13 protein-coding genes are annotated in these 20,841 nt (G+C 55.8%); 11 read left to right on the top strand and 2 right to left on the bottom strand.

Annotation, left to right across the window (positions count from 1 at the left end):
* The first annotated feature begins 58 nt into the window (after positions 1–58).
* The 9 genes from AABZ39_04430 to AABZ39_04390 all read left to right on the top strand — a co-directional run bounded on the left by AABZ39_04430 (position 59) and on the right by AABZ39_04390 (position 13,158).
* The gene (locus AABZ39_04430) at positions 59–2,440 is read left to right on the top strand and encodes a hypothetical protein (GenBank protein MEK6793999.1); all 2,382 of its coding nucleotides are present in this window, start codon (positions 59–61) and stop codon (positions 2,438–2,440) included.
* Positions 2,441–2,505: 65 nt separating this feature from the next.
* The gene (locus AABZ39_04425; protein ID MEK6793998.1) at positions 2,506–4,539 is read left to right on the top strand and encodes an alpha-L-arabinofuranosidase; all 2,034 of its coding nucleotides are present in this window, start codon (positions 2,506–2,508) and stop codon (positions 4,537–4,539) included.
* Positions 4,540–4,662: 123 nt separating this feature from the next.
* Entirely contained in the window at positions 4,663–6,468 is a 1,806-nt protein-coding gene (locus AABZ39_04420; protein ID MEK6793997.1) for a LamG-like jellyroll fold domain-containing protein, read from the top strand.
* A 109-nt stretch (positions 6,469–6,577) separates the two neighbouring features.
* Positions 6,578–7,702 carry a uroporphyrinogen decarboxylase family protein gene (locus AABZ39_04415; GenBank protein ID MEK6793996.1) on the top strand — a complete coding sequence of 375 codons (1,125 nt, stop codon included), beginning with the start codon at positions 6,578–6,580 and terminating at the stop codon, positions 7,700–7,702.
* Positions 7,699–8,724, top strand: coding sequence for a uroporphyrinogen decarboxylase family protein (locus tag AABZ39_04410; GenBank protein ID MEK6793995.1), 1,026 nt, complete (start codon positions 7,699–7,701; stop codon positions 8,722–8,724). Before AABZ39_04415 ends, AABZ39_04410 begins: the two co-directional genes overlap by 4 nt.
* A gap of 104 nt (positions 8,725–8,828) precedes the next feature.
* Entirely contained in the window at positions 8,829–10,646 is a 1,818-nt protein-coding gene (locus AABZ39_04405; GenBank protein MEK6793994.1) for a right-handed parallel beta-helix repeat-containing protein, read from the top strand.
* Positions 10,647–10,809: 163 nt separating this feature from the next.
* On the top strand, positions 10,810–11,673 hold the full coding sequence (locus tag AABZ39_04400; GenBank protein MEK6793993.1) for an AraC family transcriptional regulator: 864 nt from the start codon (positions 10,810–10,812) through the stop codon (positions 11,671–11,673).
* Between the two features lie 186 nt (positions 11,674–11,859).
* Positions 11,860–12,294 carry a desulfoferrodoxin family protein gene (locus tag AABZ39_04395; GenBank protein MEK6793992.1) on the top strand — a complete coding sequence of 145 codons (435 nt, stop codon included), beginning with the start codon at positions 11,860–11,862 and terminating at the stop codon, positions 12,292–12,294.
* A gap of 9 nt (positions 12,295–12,303) precedes the next feature.
* Complete coding sequence (locus tag AABZ39_04390) at positions 12,304–13,158, top strand: substrate-binding domain-containing protein (protein ID MEK6793991.1); 855 nt, start codon at positions 12,304–12,306, stop codon at positions 13,156–13,158.
* Positions 13,159–13,182: 24 nt separating this feature from the next.
* Here the strand turns inward: AABZ39_04390 and AABZ39_04385 are convergent, their stop codons facing one another.
* Together AABZ39_04385 and AABZ39_04380 are read right to left on the bottom strand one after the other, a co-directional pair.
* A complete protein-coding gene (locus tag AABZ39_04385) occupies positions 13,183–14,520 on the bottom strand; it encodes an ATP-binding protein (GenBank protein ID MEK6793990.1) in 1,338 nt (445 codons plus the stop codon).
* Positions 14,521–14,549: 29 nt separating this feature from the next.
* Positions 14,550–17,576 carry a chemotaxis protein CheB gene (locus AABZ39_04380; protein ID MEK6793989.1) on the bottom strand — a complete coding sequence of 1,009 codons (3,027 nt, stop codon included), beginning with the start codon at positions 17,574–17,576 and terminating at the stop codon, positions 14,550–14,552.
* 408 nt (positions 17,577–17,984) lie between these two features.
* Between AABZ39_04380 and AABZ39_04375 the strand changes: the two genes are divergently transcribed.
* Positions 17,985–20,396, top strand: coding sequence for an ATP-binding protein (locus AABZ39_04375; GenBank protein ID MEK6793988.1), 2,412 nt, complete (start codon positions 17,985–17,987; stop codon positions 20,394–20,396).
* A complete protein-coding gene (locus AABZ39_04370; GenBank protein MEK6793987.1) occupies positions 20,393–20,839 on the top strand; it encodes a response regulator in 447 nt (148 codons plus the stop codon). The genes AABZ39_04375 and AABZ39_04370 overlap by 4 nt, the downstream gene beginning before the upstream one ends.
* Positions 20,840–20,841 lie beyond the last annotated feature (2 nt).

Genomic DNA, 20,841 nt, shown 5'->3' with positions numbered 1-20,841 from the left:
GCCGCCAGCTGCGCCAAAGGCGCACGTCTGAGAAGGGAAAGGGGAGCGGAGTAAGACAATGCTCAGAAGTATTTTCATTTCAATAATACTCGCAGGTTTCTGTATGGCACAGACAACGCTTTTTACCGAGGATTTCGAGAATGCTGCTTCCGTTGCAGAGCGCTGGAAGGACGGAACGTATACGCTTGAAAAGTCCGACCGCGGCACAGTGATGCGCGTAATGACGCAGGCAGGCGATAATAAGCTGACCTATACGCTCGATGCGGAAAAGTATAAAGGCAGGAAGATCGTCATTACTGCGCAGGTCAAAGCAGAGAACGTGAGCGCAAAGCCGAAATCGTATAACGGCATCAAGGTGCTGCTTTATTGGCAGACCGCGGACAAAAAGGACTGGCCGCAGGCGACTATCGGTACCGAGAGCTTTGACTGGCAGCGCGTACAGTTCATCGTGAACGTACCGCATGAGACGATGAAGGCATCGCTCATGCTGGGGCTCGAATCGGTCACCGGCACGGTATGGTTCGATGACCTCTCCGTACGTGTCGAAGGCAAAGCCCCCGAGAAAAGCTTTATGATAACGCCGAAGCGGGAGGATCTCTCCGGCAGCATTGTGATAGAGGCCGACAAGGCACGCGGTTCGGTTAACCCGTTCATCTTTGGGCATAATCTTGAAGCGGCTGACGGCAAGGATATTTTTTCGACCAAACCGAGTCCGAAATCGGACGCGGACGGCATCTGGAATATTGCGGAAAGAAAACCGACCCCCGAGATCGTGCAATTCTCGAAAGATATCGGCATGAAGATGATGCGCTACCCCGGCGGATGTCTTGTCCATAATTTTGACTGGAAAAAAGCCGTGGGCCCGTACGATGAACGCCCGAATTTCGCATTCGGCATCGATGAGCTCGTGGAATACTGCCGTGCCGTCGGTGCCGAGCCGCTTATGACGGTAGCCGTCTATGTCGGGACGCCCGAGGACAAGGCAGAGCTCGTTGAATACTGCAATGCCCCGGCAACGCCCGAACACCCCTGGGCGATGAAGCGTGCCCAGTGGGGGCATAAGGAACCGTACGGCATCAAATACTTTGAGATAGGCAATGAGGAAGACCACGGCAATCATAATGTGAAACCGTTCCAGAAATTCACGGCTGAGAAGTATGCCGATTATTTTCTCCGCTGCGTCCGATCGATGAAAGCGATCGATCCTTCCATTAAGATGAGCGTGCATGCAGGCACGGGCACACCGCCGTCAGATCCGTGGAACGCAAAAGTGTTCTCCATCGTCAAAGACAAGGCGGACCTCATTGCGATACATACCTATCTGCCGCCCGTGGATATGTTCATGCGGTCGCCCGACATCGGCGCTGAACGGCTCACCGAATACCGCGAGGTCATCAGGAAGAACGCGGGGAAGGACATACCGATGGCGATAACCGAGTACAATGGCGGGAATCACGAACTCCGCTTCTCATACGGAGCCGCCCTCTTCTGTGCCGATTATGTCCGGTACATGCTTGAGCCGAAGAACAACATCTTCATGGCCGAATACTGGCATTTCATCGGCGGTTTTTGGGGTTTTGTCCGCAAGTCCGCTTCCGGATGGACGACGCTCCCTGCATACTACACGTTCCGGCTCTGGGGCGAACATTTCGGGTCCGAGCTTCTTGGCCTTACTGTTGAATCACCGCGCTATTCACCGGCGATCGCGAATGCCATCGACGATCCGGATATCGTTCTTACGGACCAGACCGCTGAAACATGCGCATTCCGTGTCACCGGAAAAGACTCGATCACCATGCAGATAAAGAACGCAAAAAGCGATGATTATCCGTTATTCGCCTCCGCTGCCCTCTCTCCTGCTTCGACGTACGTGCTCACGTTCAAGGCGCGCACCGTCGGAAGCTCGGGCGATTTCATACTCGGCGTGGGGATCATGGACAGCCGGGGATGGGGCGCTACGAAATCCGCCAAAGCCATTGAAGGCATCGAATCGGCGGGCGAATGGAATGCGTTCAGCATCGAATACAATACGCTGCCGGATGCATCCGGCGTTGTATTGACCGGCCGCATACGCGGAAAGTCGGACACAGGCGTTTCTGCGAACGTCGAGATCAAGGACCTGCGCATTGCGCGTAAGCGGGAACAGCCCTACCGCCTCCTCACGGCGAGCGCAAGCCGTTCCGCGGACGGGAAGACGCTCTGCCTCATGGTATTCAACAAAAGCATGGTAAGCGATATAACGACGCGTATCAGCGTGAAGGGTGCGGGGATCTCGCGGGGAAAGATGTGGCAGGTGAACGCGGAGTCGCTTGACAACAAAGATCCCAAAAAGGAAACGACAAAAGAGATCGTGAGCGGCGCTCCGGTGGAAGGCATTGCAGGCGGGGCGTTCACCGTCGTGCTTCCCGCCCATTCGATGACAGCGTTCAATTTCCGGTAAAGCACGAAATGAGAATGCCTCACGACGATATATCCCGAGATCAATGAAGAAGCGAAGGAGACATCATGAATCGGTTCATTTCAGCAGCGCTCGTGCCATGCTTCGCACTGTGTGTGGCCTATGGTGACGATATGCCGCACGGCGTCATAACCGTCGACGCGGGGAAAGTCATCGGCGCGGTCAATCCGCTCGTATTCGGTCATAATGTGGAAGCCGCTGAAGGCCAATTCGTTTTCGGCCCGCATTCGAATTCCCAGGGGCGAACCGGGAGCGGGCTCTGGGATAAAAAGAACAAAGTGCCGGTACCCGATGCAGTACGGTTCTCAAAGGAGATCGGGATGAAGATCATGCGCTATCCCGGCGGCTGTCTCGTGCACAATTTCGACTGGAAAAGAACGGTCGGCCCCCTCGATGAACGCCCCGACTACACCTTCGGCATCGACGAATTCATGACGTACTGCCGCGCCGTCGGATGCGAGCCGCTCATGAACGTCGCCGTGTATGTCGGCACACCGGAGGATAAGGCCGAACTTGTGGAATATCTCAATGCCCCGGCAACGCCCGATCACCCATGGGCCATGAAGCGCGCGCAGTGGGGACACAAGGAACCGTATCGGGTGAGATACTTTGAGATCGGCAACGAAGAAGATCACGGCAATCACGATGTAAAGCCGTTCAAGAAATTTACCGTACAGCAGTATGCCGACTATTATCTCGCGTGCGAGAGCCTTATGAAGAAGGTCGATCCGTCGATAAAAATGGGGCCGCATCTTGGCACCGGCACCGGTCCGTACGACAAATGGAACGCCGAGATATGCCGCCTCGCGGGAAGCAGATCGGATTTCCTCGCACTGCACACGTATCAGGTGGGATATCACAGCGATACGGGCGTCATCTCGTCCGACAAGCTCATGCGCGCATGCATGGCCGGGGTCGACGATCTCAATGATATGCTCTCCGAATATCGACGCATCATTCGGGAGAATGCCGGCCGTGACATACCGTTAGCGATAACCGAATTCAACGGCATGTTCGTTCAGAACAAGCCCATACCCTATCGCTACGCCTACGGCACCGCTCTCTTCTGCGCAGATTATGTGCGATCGCTCCTGCAGCCGGAACAGAACATACTCATGGCGAATTACTGGCAGTTCATCAACGGGTACTGGGGGTTCGTGCGCGGACCCGGTGATGTGTCGACAATACCCGAAGGCAAGGCCGCGGAGTGGAAATTTCTCCCCGCCTATTACCTGTTCCGTCTCTGGGGGCAGCATTTCGGCACAACACTCCTTGCAACCGAGGTGGGATCGCCAAAGATCGATTTTGAAGGAGTACTGCGCGTAAAACCGCGTCGCATACGAACGAATGAGATAATAAAAGAGCCGAAGATAACGCTCGCCGATGGGAGCGAGGGGAATGCCTCGTGGAAGGCGGATGGCACAACGCTTACCCTCAGCCTGAAGGATTATACCGGTGAACGATATCCCACCGTTACGACATTTTCGGTCTCACCATCAGCGACATACCAGATCAGCTTCAAAGCACGCTGCATCGGTTCGACGGAGAAGTACCGCATCGGTATCGGGCTCATGGACGGCCGGGGATGGGATGCGACAAAGTCCGCCATCGGCGTTGAAAAGCTCAATGAGGCGGCCGACTGGACGGATTTCACCGGCTCCATGACGGTACTCCCCGACTGCACAAAGCTCATCCTGCTCTGGCGCATCATCGGCAAGGATACGACACCGGTCAATGCGGCCATCGAGGTCAAGGACATCGCGGTCGTTGCAGATGAGAACGAAAAGCCTCCGTTCGATGCGCTCACGGCAACCGCGAGCTTCTCGGCGAATAAAAAGACCGTGTATGTGATGGTGTTCAATAAACACCATATCCTTGATATACCGTCTCGCATCACGGTCAACGGGGCGAACATCGCATCGGGAAAAATATGGCAGGTGACCGGTCCGCTTGAGTCGGTCAATCAGAAAGGCGAAGTGGCCGAAACGATATCCGCCGCCGCCGTGTCGGTGACGAAGAACACGATCGACGGTGTGTTCCCTGCCCATTCTATGACGGCGTATGAATTTGCGGTGCGGTAGCCCCGCAAATTCATGAGGGGGGAGAACGATGAAAAAACAAAACCGGCGGATTGCTGCCGAAAAGCATCGTCGCGCTCTACACGGTGAAGAATGTCGATAAATAATCCGCTACGGGGGTATTGCATGAGACCACACATCATTGCTCTGGCACTTTCTTTCGTTACGATACTGTGCGCGGCGGAACCGCCCGTGCTTCGTCTCACCTTCGATGAGGGAAGCGGCACACAGGTGAGTGACGCGAACGGCACGTTCACCGGTATAACGGCCAATACGAAATGGGTAGGCGGCGTAGCCGGGAGTGCACTGTCGTTCAATGCCGCGGATAAGCCGTCGGTAACGATAAAGGACTCGCCGCTCCTCACCCCCGCATCGATCAGCGTATCGCTCTGGTTCAAACCGTCGGGGCCGCAGAAGGACGGACAACTGTTAGTGAAAATGTCCGGCTCCGGGAAACAGGGGTATCGCTTCAATATCAACGGCGAGATACTGCAATGGCAGGTCCCCAATGAATCCAAGGCATGGGGCTTCGGCGCCTATGCCTCCGAACCGATCAAGAGCGGCTCATGGAATTATGCCGTCGGCACGTATGACGGGGCAACGGTGCGCGTGTACCTCAACGGAAAGTCGAGCGGAACAATGCAGCGCGGCGGACCGATACTCGCTTCAGGCACCGAGCTGGTCATCGGGGCGTTCACACCAGCGGGCGGCAATGCTTTTAGCGGCGACATCGACGAAGTGCGCATCTATGCGAGAGAGCTTACCGGCGAGGAGATCATGAAAACATACGAGAACGGCATGAAAAAAATATCGGCCGCGAGCATCGTGCCCGCGGCGACAGGAAAGATCGCCGGGGTAAAAAAGCTTCTCGTCATCGGCGACAGCATCACCAAACACGGTCCCGCTGAAAAACTCGGCTGGCTCACCGATTGGGGAATGGCGGCGTCCGCGGAAGAAAAAGACTATGTGCATCTGGTGCACGCGGCAATAGCAGCAGCGCAGGGGGCATCGCCTGAGCTCAGCATCAGCGCTGTCGGCGGCGGAACGATCGCAGGAAAGCTTTCTGCCATCGATTCGATCACCGCTGTCGGAGCGGACCTCGTCATCATTCAGCTCGGGGAGAATGACCGCGAAGCGACGGAAGAGAAATTCGAAAGACCGTATGAATCGCTCGTGAGCGCGATAAAGAAAGCGAAGTCGTCGGTGCGCATATACTGCACCGGCACATGGAGAAGCGGTGCTGCTAAGGATGAGATGATACGCACGGTCTGCAGGCGTCAGGGCGTCGTGTTCGTCGATATTACGAAGGTACACGCAGATCCTGAGGCGTCGGCGGGTGCTGAAAAGCGCTTCACCAATGGCGGCGTCAACTGGCATCCCGGCGACAAGGGTATGCAGGGCTATGCTGACGCGATAATAAAAGCGATGACCGAATCCCCGAATATGCCCGCGCCTCAAGCCGACGCACGAACGGCCGCAAAAGCAGAGAACACCGTGTCGACCGTTCTTCTCGAAGAGAACTTCGACGGTGACACGTCGAAATGGATAGGAGCGCATACGATAGTTCCCTCGGCGAACGGCAAGGCGCTCTCCATCGTGTCCGACGATCCGTCGGCGACGAAAAGCGCTGTGCTCTCGCTCCCGGTAGAGAAGCTCCGCGGAAAGAAGATACGCGTCGAGGCGCAGGTAAAAGCCGTCGGCGTGAGCGAGAAGCCGAAATCATACAACGGCATCAAATGCATGCTCGTCGTGACCGACGCCGAGAGCAGGAAGGATTATCCGCAGGCAGCGGTCGGCATCGGGACGTTCGAGCAGAAAGTCTCCTTCTCATACACGGTGCATGAAATGGCGGTGAAAGTGGAGCTCCTCCTCGGCCTTGAAGTGGTAAGCGGAACGGTCATGTTTGACAATGTGCGTATCGTGACCGAATAAGCTGCCGCATGCGGGCGGTAAGATATGGTAAATACTAGATAAAAATCCATAAATACTTCCCGGGGTTAAGGAAGTACATTCCCTGTATTCATAGACAAAAGGATCATCCATGAATTACCGGGAACGTTTCAGCGCCACGCTCAACCATGCCCCCGTCGACCGGGTACCCTTCGATCTTGGCGGCACATCGCTGTCATCGGCGAATGAACACGTACAGACGCGTCTTCGCGAGGCGCTGGGGGTCGAGGGTGCGAGCCCCGGTGTGTACACCAAATTCGATGAACGCATACTTACGCATCTTGATATCGATATACGCCGCGTCGGTACTGTCATACAGCCTGCGAGCGATCTAACGCGCCGCGTTTCCGATACCGAAACGGTCGATTGCTGGGGCATACGCCGACGATACACCGGTTTGTACGCTGATATCGTCGGTCCGCCGCTTCAGGGAGCATCCATCGACGATCTTGAACGCTATCCATGGCCGAAACCGGAGAATATCGACAAGGCCCTCATAGAACGATCCCGCATCGAAGCAAAGCGGCTCTCCGAGGAAACACCGTATGTCGTGTGCGGAGAGCATCCTGTGTACGGTGTACTCGAACTCGGATGCTGGATGTGCGGCTATGATGATTTCCTCCTCAAGATGGCCATCGACGAGCCCTTCGTGCGGCGTTTCTTCGATATCATCCTTGCCTATCAGAAGCGCGTCATCGAGATCTACTACGGTGCCGTCGGCAGATACATTCACTTCACCACGAGCGGCGACGATTTCGGTACGCAGCAGGGGCCGCTTATCTCGCCGGACATGTTCGAATCGCTCATCAAGCCGTATTTCGCCGAGCGCATACGATACACGAAACAATTCACTGACGCGGCGTACTTTCATCACTCCTGCGGTTCGATATTCCCGATAATACCGCATCTTATCGACGCGGGTGTGGACATTCTCAATCCGATACAGCCGGGCGTACGGGACATGGAGCCGGCAAAGCTCAAGACCGCATACGGTGAAAAGCTCGTCTTTCACGGCGGCATCGATACGCAGCATCTGCTCCGCAATGGAACGCCCGAAAGCGTAAGCCGAGGGGTTGTCGACGTGCTTGGAGCGATGCGTGACTCAGGATACATGCTCGCGCCGGCGCACAATATCCAGGATGATGTCCCTGCGGAGAACATCATCGCAATGTTCACTGCCGCGCAATGCCGCTGCGCCGCGGGGAAGACCGCATGACGCCCCGTGAACGGATGCTGCGGGCATTCGAATTCGACAGCCCCGACCGCATACCGCTCGTCTATCACCCGTCGCCTGCCGGATTGCACGTGCACGGCGAAAAGCTCCTCGATCTTTTCCGTGCGCATCCCGGCGATTCCCCCGATGTTTTCTCAAGCATCCCTGCCCCGCCCCCCGGCAGTATACGCCCTGACGGCTCATATTTCGAATCCCGTGTCGACGCATGGGGCACTACGATGGAATACTCGCTCTTCGGGATACAAGGCCATGCAAAAAAGTATCCGCTTGCCGACTGGTCGGCGCTTGACAGCTATACCTTCCCTCCGCCGCCATCGCTGAATTCCGAGAACGCCGGACTTGAGCGCGAACGCAACGATGCGCTCAAGGCGACGCATCTTCTCTTCCGCGGAGGGCTTTCGCTCTTTGAACGCATGTGCGCATTGCGCCCGATGGACGACGTACTTGTCGACCTCTATACCCGCGACGAACGGTTCTTCATTCTCCTCGACCGCCTCGTTGATTATATGACCGCATTCTGCGATCATCAGATCGCCGTCGGTGCGGATGTCATCATGTTCGGGGACGACTGGGGATTTCAGAACGGGCCTGTCATATCGCCGGAGATATTCCGCGACGTATACCGTCCGCGATATGAAAAGCTTTTCGCCCGTATAAAAGAGGCGAAGCGCCGTGTGTTCTTCCATTCCTGCGGGGCACTCGGCCCCATCATGGATGAGCTCATCGACATGGGCGTCGACGGCGTGTGGCATCAGGTGAATCGTTATGACGAGAACGACTTCGCGGAAAAATGCCGCAAGCACAAAGTAACGGCATACCTGCATCCGGACCGTCAGCATCTGGTGCCGCTCGGGACTCCGGATGAGATACGTGCGCAGGTGAAGCGCTATGCGGACATCTATCACCGCATGGGCGGCGGCGGGATATTCTATATCGAGATAGAGAACGATGCGCCGTTCCAGAACGTGAAGGCGCTCATCGAAGCGGTGGAAGCCCTACGATAGGGAAGGGCTCGATTCGTTTAGCCGCCTGTCGTTCAGCCGCCTTGACGCGGAATTTATTCAAGGCTATAGTGAAATGTACGGACAAGATCGAGGAGAAAAAACAAATGACAAGTTCCTTCAGGAGCAGTATAGTCTATCGATCGATTCCTGTTGCGGTATGCATTTTCCTGGGCATTGCCGCGTCCCCTGCAGCGCCACAGCCGGAGCGGATACCGCTTCAGCGAATGGTCGACGAGGCAATAGCGGCTAAAAAAGCAACGGTCGTTCTGCCGGCAGGCCGTTTTTTCATCGACGGTTCGCGGGTGACTGTTTCCCGGGCGAATAACCTTGTGATCGAAGGGGCCGGATCGAATACGGTACTTCTCAATGCCGCACCGGACGCGGTCTTCGCAGTGATCGACTCGTCGAACGTAACGCTCAGGAATTTCACGATAGACTATGACCCTTTGCCTTTCACTCAAGCGACGGTCGTCTCGATCAGCGACGATCAGCACCGGATCGGTTATGAGATACATGACGGCTATCCATCGGTGGGAAGTAATTTCGCGCCGACGACAGCATGGTTCTTTGATAACAAGACGCGCAGGTGGAAAGAAGGACTGCATGATGCCTATTTCGAGAAAAATGAGATCGCGAGTCCTCGCAGCGGCACATTGATATCCCGAAGTCCCGCTGAGCTCGATCTTGCGGAATTGTCGGTCGGCGATCATCTTGTACTGAGCAAGCGGCGACCAGCTATGGCGGTCTATTTTCGGACATCTGATACTGTCTCCCTGGTGAATGTACATATCCTGTCATCACCTGACCTTGGCGTTTGCTGCCGCTGGCTTACCGGAAGCAATTATTTCAGCTACAAGATATACCCGGGACCGACACCGGCGGGCGCTGTCGACCCTCGCCTTCTCTCCACCTGCGCCGACGGATTCAACTACGCCATCGCGAACCGCGGTCCGGTACTTGAAAATTGCGATTTCTCGTTCATGGGAGATGATTCGGTCAACATCCATGGTATCGCTATGATGGTGATTTCAAACCCCTCGCCGACGCGGCTGTTGCTAACGGATATATCCCCATTTTCCCATCGGAACATGTCGCTGCTTAAGCGCGGAGATACGGTGCGCCTGCTCAAGTTCGGGAATTTTGAGATCGCTGACGAGGTCGCGCTCTCTTCATACGCTACGAATCACCCCGATCTGACGTGGGCCGCCATTTCGTCGGATATCAGAAGGCAGTGGAATTTCCCAAAAAGCGGTCGATTCCAGGTTTGTGAGATCGGCGTAGAGAGACCGATCTCGCGTCCGCTCAGTCCGGGAGACGGGGTGTGTTTCCCTTCGATCGACGCTCCCGGCTATATTATCCGGAGCAATTACTTTCACGATCATCGGGCTATGGGACTGCGGCTCATGGCTTCGCATGGACGTGTGGAGGGGAATACGATAGAGCGGGTGAAATACGCCGCGATACGGCTTGGGCATAGTTATCCTTATTGGTCCGAATCCGGGTGGGTATCCGACGTTACGATAGTCGGTAATGTTATCCGCAGCATCGGCCAGAGCAAGGCGATGCTGTCGCCGACGCTGGGAACTATTCCCGGGGCTATTTCGATCTGTGCCGCCTCTTCGCCCGGTACATGGGAAAATCCCTTCCCCAGGCAAAACACATCGATCGCAATAATCGGAAATGTGATAGAAGGATCGAGCGTCGACGGTGTACATGTATACGGTGCGAAGGACATACTGGTCCAAAGCAATGTTATTCGCGAAGCGAACATGAAGAATAGCGCACGCGCCGGCGAAATGTTTGGTCTTCCATCGGGATACGGCATCACCGTGTGGGAGTCCGATGAGGTTCGAATTGTCGATAATCGCATTGAACATCCGGGGCCGTTCTCAAAAGGGGATGTCAAGATCTTTGCGAAATGATACCGGTGCTGCGGCTGTTTTAAGCCAGTGTAATCCCCTTCGTCGACGCGCTCATCGATCCTATTCGCTCCATGGTCTGCCGCTCGCGAATATGCCCGCACGGTTCGCCGAGCCATGATCACTTAAATTTACATTTCCCCGGGGCTGTTGTATACTCGCCTTTGTGAAGAATTTCTACAAGATACTCCCCCGTGAGAATTTCACTTCGCTCACCCATTTCGGCATGCACGAGAACAGCAGGGACGATACAGTCCCGGTCCATCGCCACAGCGGGTATGAGATATTCTACTTTTTCAACGGGAGTGGAACGCTCACGCTGTCGAAGGATGTACCGGCGCTTGAGATTGAATCCGACGACATCCTTATCACCGCACCGAACTATAACCATGAATTCGTGATGAAAGGCAAGGTATCCTACTATTGGCTCGGATTCCATGTCGATGCCGGTACACCCAAGCCGTATATCAATGGGGGCGATCCGACGGCGAACGGCATGTCGGAGCAGGTCAACGCCGATATGGCGGACATCGTCGCGGAGTTGAAGCTTGCAAGCTACAGCGTGCTGCATCGAGTACCGGGATCGCTCCCGGTATTCCGTCGCATCCATACCGAACTCGATTCATCCAACAAATTCGCCGACAGGATGATCTACTACCATGTCATGGAGCTTTTCACCATCATCACACGTCACCGCACCGGAGCGGCCGCTGTCGAAGAGCCCATCGATCAGCTGCGCGAATACATCGATGCCCACAGTGATTCACCGATAACGCTCGGCATGCTCGCCGACATGTCGGGACTTACCCCCGCTTATGTGAGCAGGCGTTTCAAGGAGATCGTCGGCACATCGCCCATCATGTACGTGAACGATGTACGAATGGAACGAGCGAAGGAGCTCCTTGCGAAAGGGGTACGGGTAACGGAAGTATCGATACAGTGCGGTTTTGATAATATCTATTATTTCAGCGCCTTGTTCAAGAAGAAAACGGGGATGCCGCCGTCGCAATACGCGAAAAAGAACCGATAGCGAGCGTCACGCCTGCTCGTATTGTTAACAGGGGTTTAAAGTCCCCTCATTCCATGCATGTTTCACCTCAACATGAGCAGCGTTTTACCTTACAATTTCATATACACCGCACACCCGAACTATCCCATCATCGGCATGCAAATTGCATTGTATTTGTCGGCGACGCCACACGCCCTGGAGGAACAAATGAAACTGTACGTCTGTCAGAACTGCAATCACATCGAGTTCGAAAAGTCCGCGGACAGCTGCCCGGTATGCCGTTCGCCCAACGCGGTCTTCGAGCAGAACGATTCTGTTTTCACGGATTCTGCCGAGAAGAGCAAGGAAGCGGCGGTCAAGCATATCCCGCAGATAGAGGTGTCAAAGACATGCGGGCTTATCCCCGAGAATTGCGGCGATGCGCATATACGTATCGGCGAGGTGCTTCATCCGATGGAGGAAAAGCACTACATTCAATTCATCGATGTCTATCAGAATGACAAGCACGTAACGCGTGCGCTGCTCACACCCAACGGCGTCTATGCCGCCGCCGGTGTTCATTTCAAGGATTTTTCGGGAACGATCAGCGCGGTGGAATTCTGCAATCTTCACGGCCATTGGATGTCTTCGGTAATGGTCTGAGCCGCCCCGATGCCGCGCCGTCCTCGTTCGCCGACAAGAAGGAAACGCAGAACGAACGGCGTCGCCGGCCTCTTGATCTCCGACAATTCGCTTGTCTCGCATCTCCTCGCTTCGGCCATTCATACGCAGTTCATCAAACGCAATATCGAATTGGCCGCTTTCCACGCCGCCAATGATCCGCAGACAGAAGGACTTTTCATCGATGCGCTTATCGCCCGCAGGGCAGGCGGTGTCATCGTCATTCCGATGCCGGGAAATTATCAGGCGCTTAACCGCATCATTGCCGCACAGATACCGCTTGTGGTCGCCGGAAGTTATGCCGGGATACACGGAGCGGACCATGTTCTTTTCGATGTGCGAAGCGGCATAAACGATGCCGTGTACCACTTAGTGCATCGGCATCAGAAAAAGAACCTTATCCAACTGGCGCTCAAAGACGTATACGAGGGCACCGAGAGGCGCAATGCGTTCGAATTCGCGCTTGGGATAAACGGCATACAGAGCGCCGAGCGGCCGGTATTCCTTGTTGAAGACACCTGCACCAGCGGTTTTCTGGCGATGCAGAAGATATTATCCGAGAACAAGCCGGTGGACGCGGTCATCTGCAGTTCGGATTACACCGCCGTAGGCGCCATCAGGGCTATTGCCGATAAAAAGCTCTCGATCCCCGGCGATATCTCCGTCATCGGTTTTTATGACACAGAGTTCTCGCGTTGTTTTACGCCGCGCATGAGCACCATCGGATTCGACGTGGAACAGTTCGCGGCGGACGCGGCCGAAAAACTTCTCCAAGCGATAGCCGGCACGGATGATGTGAAGATCACGAGCGTTAATACACGCTATATACACCGAGAAACGAGCTGACGCGGACGAATGCAAGCGAATTGATCACCGGGCAGTCTGGCCCGACGTTACCGGCAGTGCGACCGTGAATTCTGTGTGACTTCCGGGCACGCTTTCAACCGAAATCGTTCCGCGCATTCCCTTCACGATGCCGTAGATGATCGACAGTCCCATACCGGTGCCCTCCCCCGTCGGTTTTGTGGTGAAGAACGGGGTAAAAAGGCGGCCTTTCACTTCTTCCGACATGCCGATGCCGTTGTCGCGGATATGCATGACAACAGAAGTGTCTTTCTGTTCGGTAACGATCGATATTTCCCCGTGATAATCCGGTCCGGCGGCCAGGGTTTTCTGGTGTACCGCATACGCCGCATTGGTAAGGAGATTGAGTACCACCTGCTCAAAACGGTTCATGTTACCGTTCACCGCCGGGAGCGATTCGCTGAGCGAGATCACGAGCGCTATCGCATTGACGCGATACTGCTCTTCCACCATTGAGAGAACATTGCGGACGCTCTCATTCGGTGAGAACGATGAACCCGGCGCATCATCCCTCGGTTCACGCGCGAAGGATCGAACACTGTCGATGATCTTTGTAATGCGCTGGATATACGACCTCATCGCGTCGATCTTCGCCATGACATATCCGGCGTCGTGTGCTTTCATGGAAAGATTGTCAAGCGCCATGGAGATAGCCATGAGCGGCTGATTCACTTCATGGGAAATGCCGGCGGCAAGTATGCCGAGCGTGCTCATTTTATCCGCCTGTGCCAATGTCGCTTCCGCATGTTTTCGTTCGGTGATATCGCTGATCACGACGCGGCTCACCGGCGGCGTCCCATCCTTTACAAACCTCATCTCGAGATGCGCGTAGAATACCGAGCGGTCTTTTTTCAGCATGCGCACATCACACGCCTGCGGCATTCCTGTTTCGAACAGCCGCCTTCGATGCGTATCGTAGCTTGCCTTGTCTTCATCATGGATAGCGCGAGCGAGCGCTTGTTTTACCGGAGCCCGCCGTGCGATACCCAGCATATTCATGGCGGTAAGATTGGTCTCCTGGAAATACCCCTTTTCGTCGATGGTGCAGTAGCCGACCGGGGCCATATCGTACAGGTCGAAATACCGCTCGCGGGCGGCATCCAGCTCTGCCTGTGAGCGGCGCAATTCCTCGTTTTGCATTTCGAGCTCGGCCTGATGCACCCGAAGTTCATGGAGCATCATATCGATCTCACGGGCTGATCTTTTTCGGGTCGGAGCCGGTGCATTCTCATCGTTTTTCCGAACGGCGATCTCGGCGCGCCGGCGAAGCGATAGACCGGTCTTTTGTGAAGCCGTGACATGACGGACTATTTTATCGGACGGCTTCCCTTTTTTCCCCACCATTGAACTCCATTGCTGTCACGGATAATGCCTCACACCGCGGTATCCGGCGATATATTCCCGCGATCGGGAATGTCGATGATCGCGCAGGTTATGCCTATGATGCCGCCTTCATCGCGCAGCGGCTCGACCGTCATATCGAACGAGCGATGACCGGCGGCGGCAAGAACGATCTCCTGCCGAGTCCCGATGCCGCTTTCAAGCACATGCCGCTTGATCGCGCTCAGTATCTCTGCATCCTCTGCCGGAAGCATATCGGCATCGGTCTTGCCGAGAACGGCGTTGAACGGCGGGAATGGATTGTATACCCACGTATATCGCAGTTCGTTGTCCTGATTGAAAACCGATATCCGTGAGCCGTTGAGCGCAACACGCATGCGTTCTTCGTTGAGCCGGAGCGCCGACGCCGCTTCCTTCGCCGCGGAGATATTGACGAATGTGATCACGGCGCCTTCGATCACATTCTCTATCGTGCGGTATGGCTGTATGCGCATCAGATACCATGCGCCCGCAGTTGTCCGTACTTCCTTCTCATACGGGACAAGGCTTTCGAGAACGGCGGTAATGTCGGCCACCATGCGGTCATAGCCGGAAATGTTCAGCACGACATGGGCAACCGAACGGCCCACATCGCTTGCAATGAGATTGATCACCTGCACGGCGGCGGGCGTATACCGCATGATGCGCAGCTCGTGATCGACGAACACCGTCCCGATGCTCGTCCCCGCAAGGAGATTATTCATATCATTGTTCGCCCGTGAAAGGTCGGCGACCTTTGTCTGCATCTCGGCATTGACCGTTGCGAGCTCTTCGTTTATCGACTGCAATTCCTCTTTTGACGTCTCGAGCTCTTCGTTCGCGGACTGCAGTTCCTCGTTGACCGACTGCATCTCCTCGTTCGAGGACGTAAGCTCTTCGTTCGATGTCTGCAATTCCTCGTTGGCCGCCTGAAGGTAGTCCTCGTTCTCCTTGAGCTGCCGGGTAAGCTTTTCGACACGTGAACGCACGTTCGAATCGCTCCCGGCGGTGACCCCATGATGTCCGTTGTGCCTCGCCTTTCCCCTGCTCACCAGTCTCGCATCCGGCAGTTCGGGCCGCTCTTCCAGGACTATCAGGAATAACGGTACTTCGTTCCCCGAAGGGCGTGCGACCGGGCGTATCGTAAGGTCGACCAGCGTGTAATCGCCATTGGTCTTCACACGCAGCCCCGTGCGCCGCACAATCGTTCTCCCGGCAACAGCCTTGTGGAGAGCCGTCGTCAGATCGCGCCTCAAACCTTCGCGCGCCATTTTCAGGATATTGTTGATGCCCGCCGCCCCCGAGGATGGTTCCAGGTATTGCCCGGTGCGTCCATGGAGATAGAGAATATCGCCGAAATGGTTGACGAGCACGCCGGGCGCCGTGACCTGCAGGAGCGCATGTTCGGTGAACTCGCGCAGCGTCTGCCGTCCGATATCCGCCGCATCACCGGCAGCGAGGGGGACGATCTTTTCGCTCGTCACCATGGGCGCGAAGCTCATCGCGGAGCGGGCGGGCGAACCGTCCTTACGTTTATAAAGTTTTGATCTGCGCTCAGCGGCGGCGAACAGATCGCCGAACTCGCCCACCGTCTCCGATGTGCCGAGGAATAATATCCCGCCGGGGTTGAGCGCGTAGTGGAAGAGGGGTATGATCTTCTTCTGCAGTTCCGGCCCCAGATAGATGAGCAGATTGCGGCAGCTGATAAGATCGATCCGTGAGAACGGCGGGTCCTTGATCACATCCTGTTCGGAAAAAACCAGCATGTCGCGTATGCTTTTGTGGATACAATATGCGCTCCCGTCAGGCTCGCGGGTAAAAAAGCGCGCGAGACGTTCCGGTGAGATATCGGCGGCTATGCTCGCCGGATAAATGCCGGCGCGTGCCGTGCGTATAGATTGACCATCGATGTCGGTCGCGAATATCTGTACCCTGAAATCCCGCTTAAGCGCTTCGATACGCTCCGCGAGCAGTATCGCGATGGAATACGGCTCTTCTCCGGTGGAACAGCCAGGCGACCACACCCGTATTACCGCATCCGATCTCTTGCCGGAAAAGAGCGCGGGGATGATCTCATTTTCAAGCGCCTTGAACGCTTCCGGATCGCGAAAGAAATTCGTGACACCGATGAGGAGGTCCCGAAAAAGCGCGTCCACCTCTTCCGGGGTCTGCTGAAGGAATTTGACATAGTTGCTTATCGATTCTATCTGATGCACGGCCATGCGCCGTTCGATGCGCCGATTGACGGTGTTCGGTTTGTAGTGTGAAAAGTCATGGCCGGTCTGAGCGCGCAGCAGTATGAATACCTTTTTAAGCACCGCATCAGGGAACACTATCGATGCGCCCGAATGGGATGATGTTCCCCGCATATGTCCTGCATACGCAAGGAGATGTTCGGGCATTTCCGCAGGCGGAAGTACATAGTCCGCGATGCCGCCCGCGATGGCGCTCTTCGGCATGCCGTCATATTCCGCCGACCCGGGACTTTGCACCATGACAAGACCGCCCTCCGCCTTGACCGCGCGCATACCGAGCGTACCGTCGCTGCCGGTGCCGGAAAGGACTATGCATACCGCGCGCTCCCGCTGATCGAGCGCAAGAGAACGGAAAAAATAATCGATGGGCAGGCGCTGCCCGTGCGGTTCGGCGGGTTCAAGCAGATGAAGCGCCCCGTCGAGGAAGGCCATATCGCGGTTGGGCGGGATGATGTACGCGCAATTCGGCTCAACGATCATCCCGTCAGTGACTTCAACGACCCGCATCGGTGTATATCGCTGGATTATCTCGCCGAGAATGCTTTTATGGTCCGGCGCGAGATGCTGCACGAGAACGAATGCCATGCCGCTTTTCGTGTCCGCCATCGCTGAGAAAAAAGCCTCGAACGCCGCGAGACCGCCCGCCGACGCGCCGATACCCACGATGGGAAACCCCGGACGTGCTGTGCCGCCGTCCGAACGCGCTGCCGGCTTATGCACAAGTGCTTCATGCAGCTTGGGCTTTGCTGCTGCTTTCTTACCGAATGATGTTTTTTTCTTTTTCATTGCACCCTGCAAAGTCCTTCTTTACATCAACAGTACAGTCATTCAGGGATTTGTGCAAGCAAAAAATAGATCTCAAGCTGCCGCCTCACTTTCATGTGTTTAAAATATTAACATGGGTTCCCTATGATCAATGTGTTCGCATGGTCATGCGTTTTGATCACGGCGGGAAGGGCTTGACGGCACCCCCCGTATAGCCGTATACTGTAAAGCACAGTCAGTACGGTGGAAGCAAATGTGGGACACTATTCCTTATCGCACTTTTGGCTCGATCGCGTGTCGCAGAACCAATTCCGTACACAAGCACAAAAAACGCAACGGCCCATCCCGAGTACCGTTTCATTCCCGCGAAGAGGACGGACTGCCGGCAGGTTTAAATTTTAAGTCGCGAGGGATCGTTGAGGAACGCACATGAAACTCCTCGCCCGTCCGTATATACGCTTTGGTATAGCGCTGCTGGCTGTCGGTGCGGGGGCGATGCTGCGCTATTTTTGTACGCTCTGGGTCGGACCGGGACTCCCCACCTATGTGACATTCTTCCCGGCCGTAATGCTTGCTGCTATCATGGGCGGATTCTGGCCCGGCGTCGCCGCCACTCTTGTTTCGGCACTGACGGCGGATTTCTGGCTTCTGACGCCGATGGGATTGGGCATTCGCAGCCTCGTCGATGGCGTCGGTATGCTGCTCTTCATCGCCATGGGCGTATTCATCAGCCTGCTCGCCGAACGTTACCGCCGTATCCGCGACTCATTGTTTGTGCTTGTCACCGCCCGCACACAGGAATTGGACGACGCATATGAAGTCCTCAAGCAGCAGATAAAGATCATCGACCCCGTTCGCGCCGAGGTCATCCTTGAGGAGATGCAGCGCGTTCTCAAGGCGAGGCGGGGCGAAGTACATCCACCTCCCTCTCCTGCCATCATCGGGCTTAAGCGAGCGCCCTCGATCATCGGTGTGGCCGTTGCTTTCATGGGAATTCTCGTTCTCATCGGATGGATGTTCGGACTGACGATGATAACGAGCGTTCTACCCGGCCTGAACTCGATGAAAGTAAATACGGCGCTTTGTTTTGTCTCGTGCGGTGCAGCACTCGTCTTCCGCGAAAAACGATATTTTCGCTTCGCGTTCGCCGTACTGCCGCTTGCTGTCGGTGCGATCACCATTCTCGAGTACATGACCGGAATAAATGTCGGCATCGATCAGCTCATGTTCCGCGATCCGGGGAACACATTGACGGAATTCCCCGGGCGTATGGCGCTCTTCACTGCGTGCAGCTTTCTTTTTATTTCCATCTCAATCATCCTTCTCAGGACGCGATTTGCCCCGGCGCGGCTTTCCGGACAGATACTCGCTCTGGGAGCGGGCATCATCGGATTCATATCGTTACTGGGATACATCTATGGCGATAAGGAGCTGTACCGATTGGTCGGCGCTTCGGAAATTGCGCTCTCCACGGCGGCGGCATTCGTTGCGCTCGCTGCCGGGCTCATACTCGCGCGGGATGATGGCATATCCGCCATTGTGACGGGCAGCGGACCGGGTTCTGAACTCGCCCGATGGCTTTTACCGACGGTCATTCTTATACCGGCGATACTCGGCTGGCTGGCGGAACAGGGTGTCACGCACGGATGGTACGGGGAACGGCTTGACACGGGACTGCTCGCCCTCGCCATGATAATATCGCTCGCGGTCGTAGCGGGATGGAGCGCACATCTCATCAGCCGCGCCGACAGATCGCGCCGGGAGAACGAGGCACATCTTCATAACCAGGCAAAGCTCATGGACCAGTCCCACGATGCGCTTATCATCCGTGAGGTGAACGGCGCGATCCGTTTCTGGAATGGCGGTGCCGCATCGCTTTACGGCTGGACGGCTGCCGAGGCGCTCGGCCAGCGCATTCATGTGCTCTTGCATACCGAGGGATTACCGGCGGACAATGATGCGACTCTTGCTCGCGTCGGCCATTGGGAGGGTGAGTTGACGCATCGGAGACGCGGCGGGGACCGCGTTATCGTTGAATCAAGCAAAACGGCAATGCCCATTGACGGCGGCGTACTTGTGCTGGAAAGCAATCGTGACATTACCGGGCGCAAACGCGATGAGGAGGAGCTTCGCACCATCGCCGAAGATCTTAGGCGCTCGAACAAAGACCTTGAACAGTTCGCATATGTCGCATCGCATGACCTGCAGGAGCCGCTGCGCGCCGTTGCGGGATTTCTGGGGCTGTTAAAGAAGCAGTACGGGGAATCGCTCGATGCCGCGGCGCGGGAATATATCGACGTGTCGGTGCAGGGCGCCGAACGGATGCAGAGGCTTGTACTCGACCTTCTTTCGTATTCGAGGATAGGCACTGTGGGAAAGGAATTCGCACCCGTGCCGCTCAGGGATGCCGTCGATGAAGCACAGGCATTGCTTCAGTTCGCGATCAGGGAAAACAATGCCGTTATCACCTGCGGGGAGCTGCCGGAAGTGCATGGCGACAGAACGCAGCTGACGAGACTGCTTGAGAACCTTATCGGCAATGGCGTGAAATTCCATGGCCCGCGCACCCCTGAGATATGCATCAATGCCGCCCATAGGGACGACGGATGGGTGATCAGCGTACACGATAATGGGATAGGCATAGAGAAGCAGTATTTTGACCGAATTTTTCTTATATTCCAAAGGTTGCATTCCCGTTCGGTATATTCCGGGACCGGCATAGGGTTGGCGGTATGCAAGAGGATAGTGGAGCATCACAACGGATCGATATGGCTGGAATCGGTGCCCGGGGAAGGCTCGACATTTTTTTTCTCCATTCCTGACAGAGGAGGCGGCGCATGAACACAGGATCGGCCCGGCCGATACAGATTCTGCTCGTCGAGGACAGCCCCTCCGACGCGAAGCTCACCATGACGGCGCTCAATCTCGCCAAGGTCGCGAACGGCATGCACCACGTCGATGACGGCGTCAAGGCGATGCAGTATCTCAGGCGCGAAGGCGAGTATGCGGATGTACCCCGCCCGGACCTTATTCTCCTCGATCTGAACCTCCCCCGCAAGGACGGCCGCGAAGTGCTTGCCGAGGTGAAGAACGACCCTGCCCTCAGCACCATACCGGTCGTAGTGCTCACGTCTTCCGGCGCGGAACAGGATGTACTCCGATCGTATCAGCTTCACGCGAACTGCTACGTCACCAAGCCGGTGAAGTTCGAGGATTTCATCAATGTCGTTCAGTCGATCAGACATTTCTGGTTCTCAGTCGTTGTGTTCCCGGTGAACGAGTGAGG

Source organism: Spirochaetota bacterium (assembly GCA_038043445.1).
Taxonomy (GTDB): Bacteria; Spirochaetota; Brachyspiria; order Brachyspirales; family JACRPF01; genus JBBTBY01.
The sequence above is the reverse complement of the archived record's forward strand: the minus strand, read 5'-3'. Positions and strand labels throughout refer to the sequence as shown.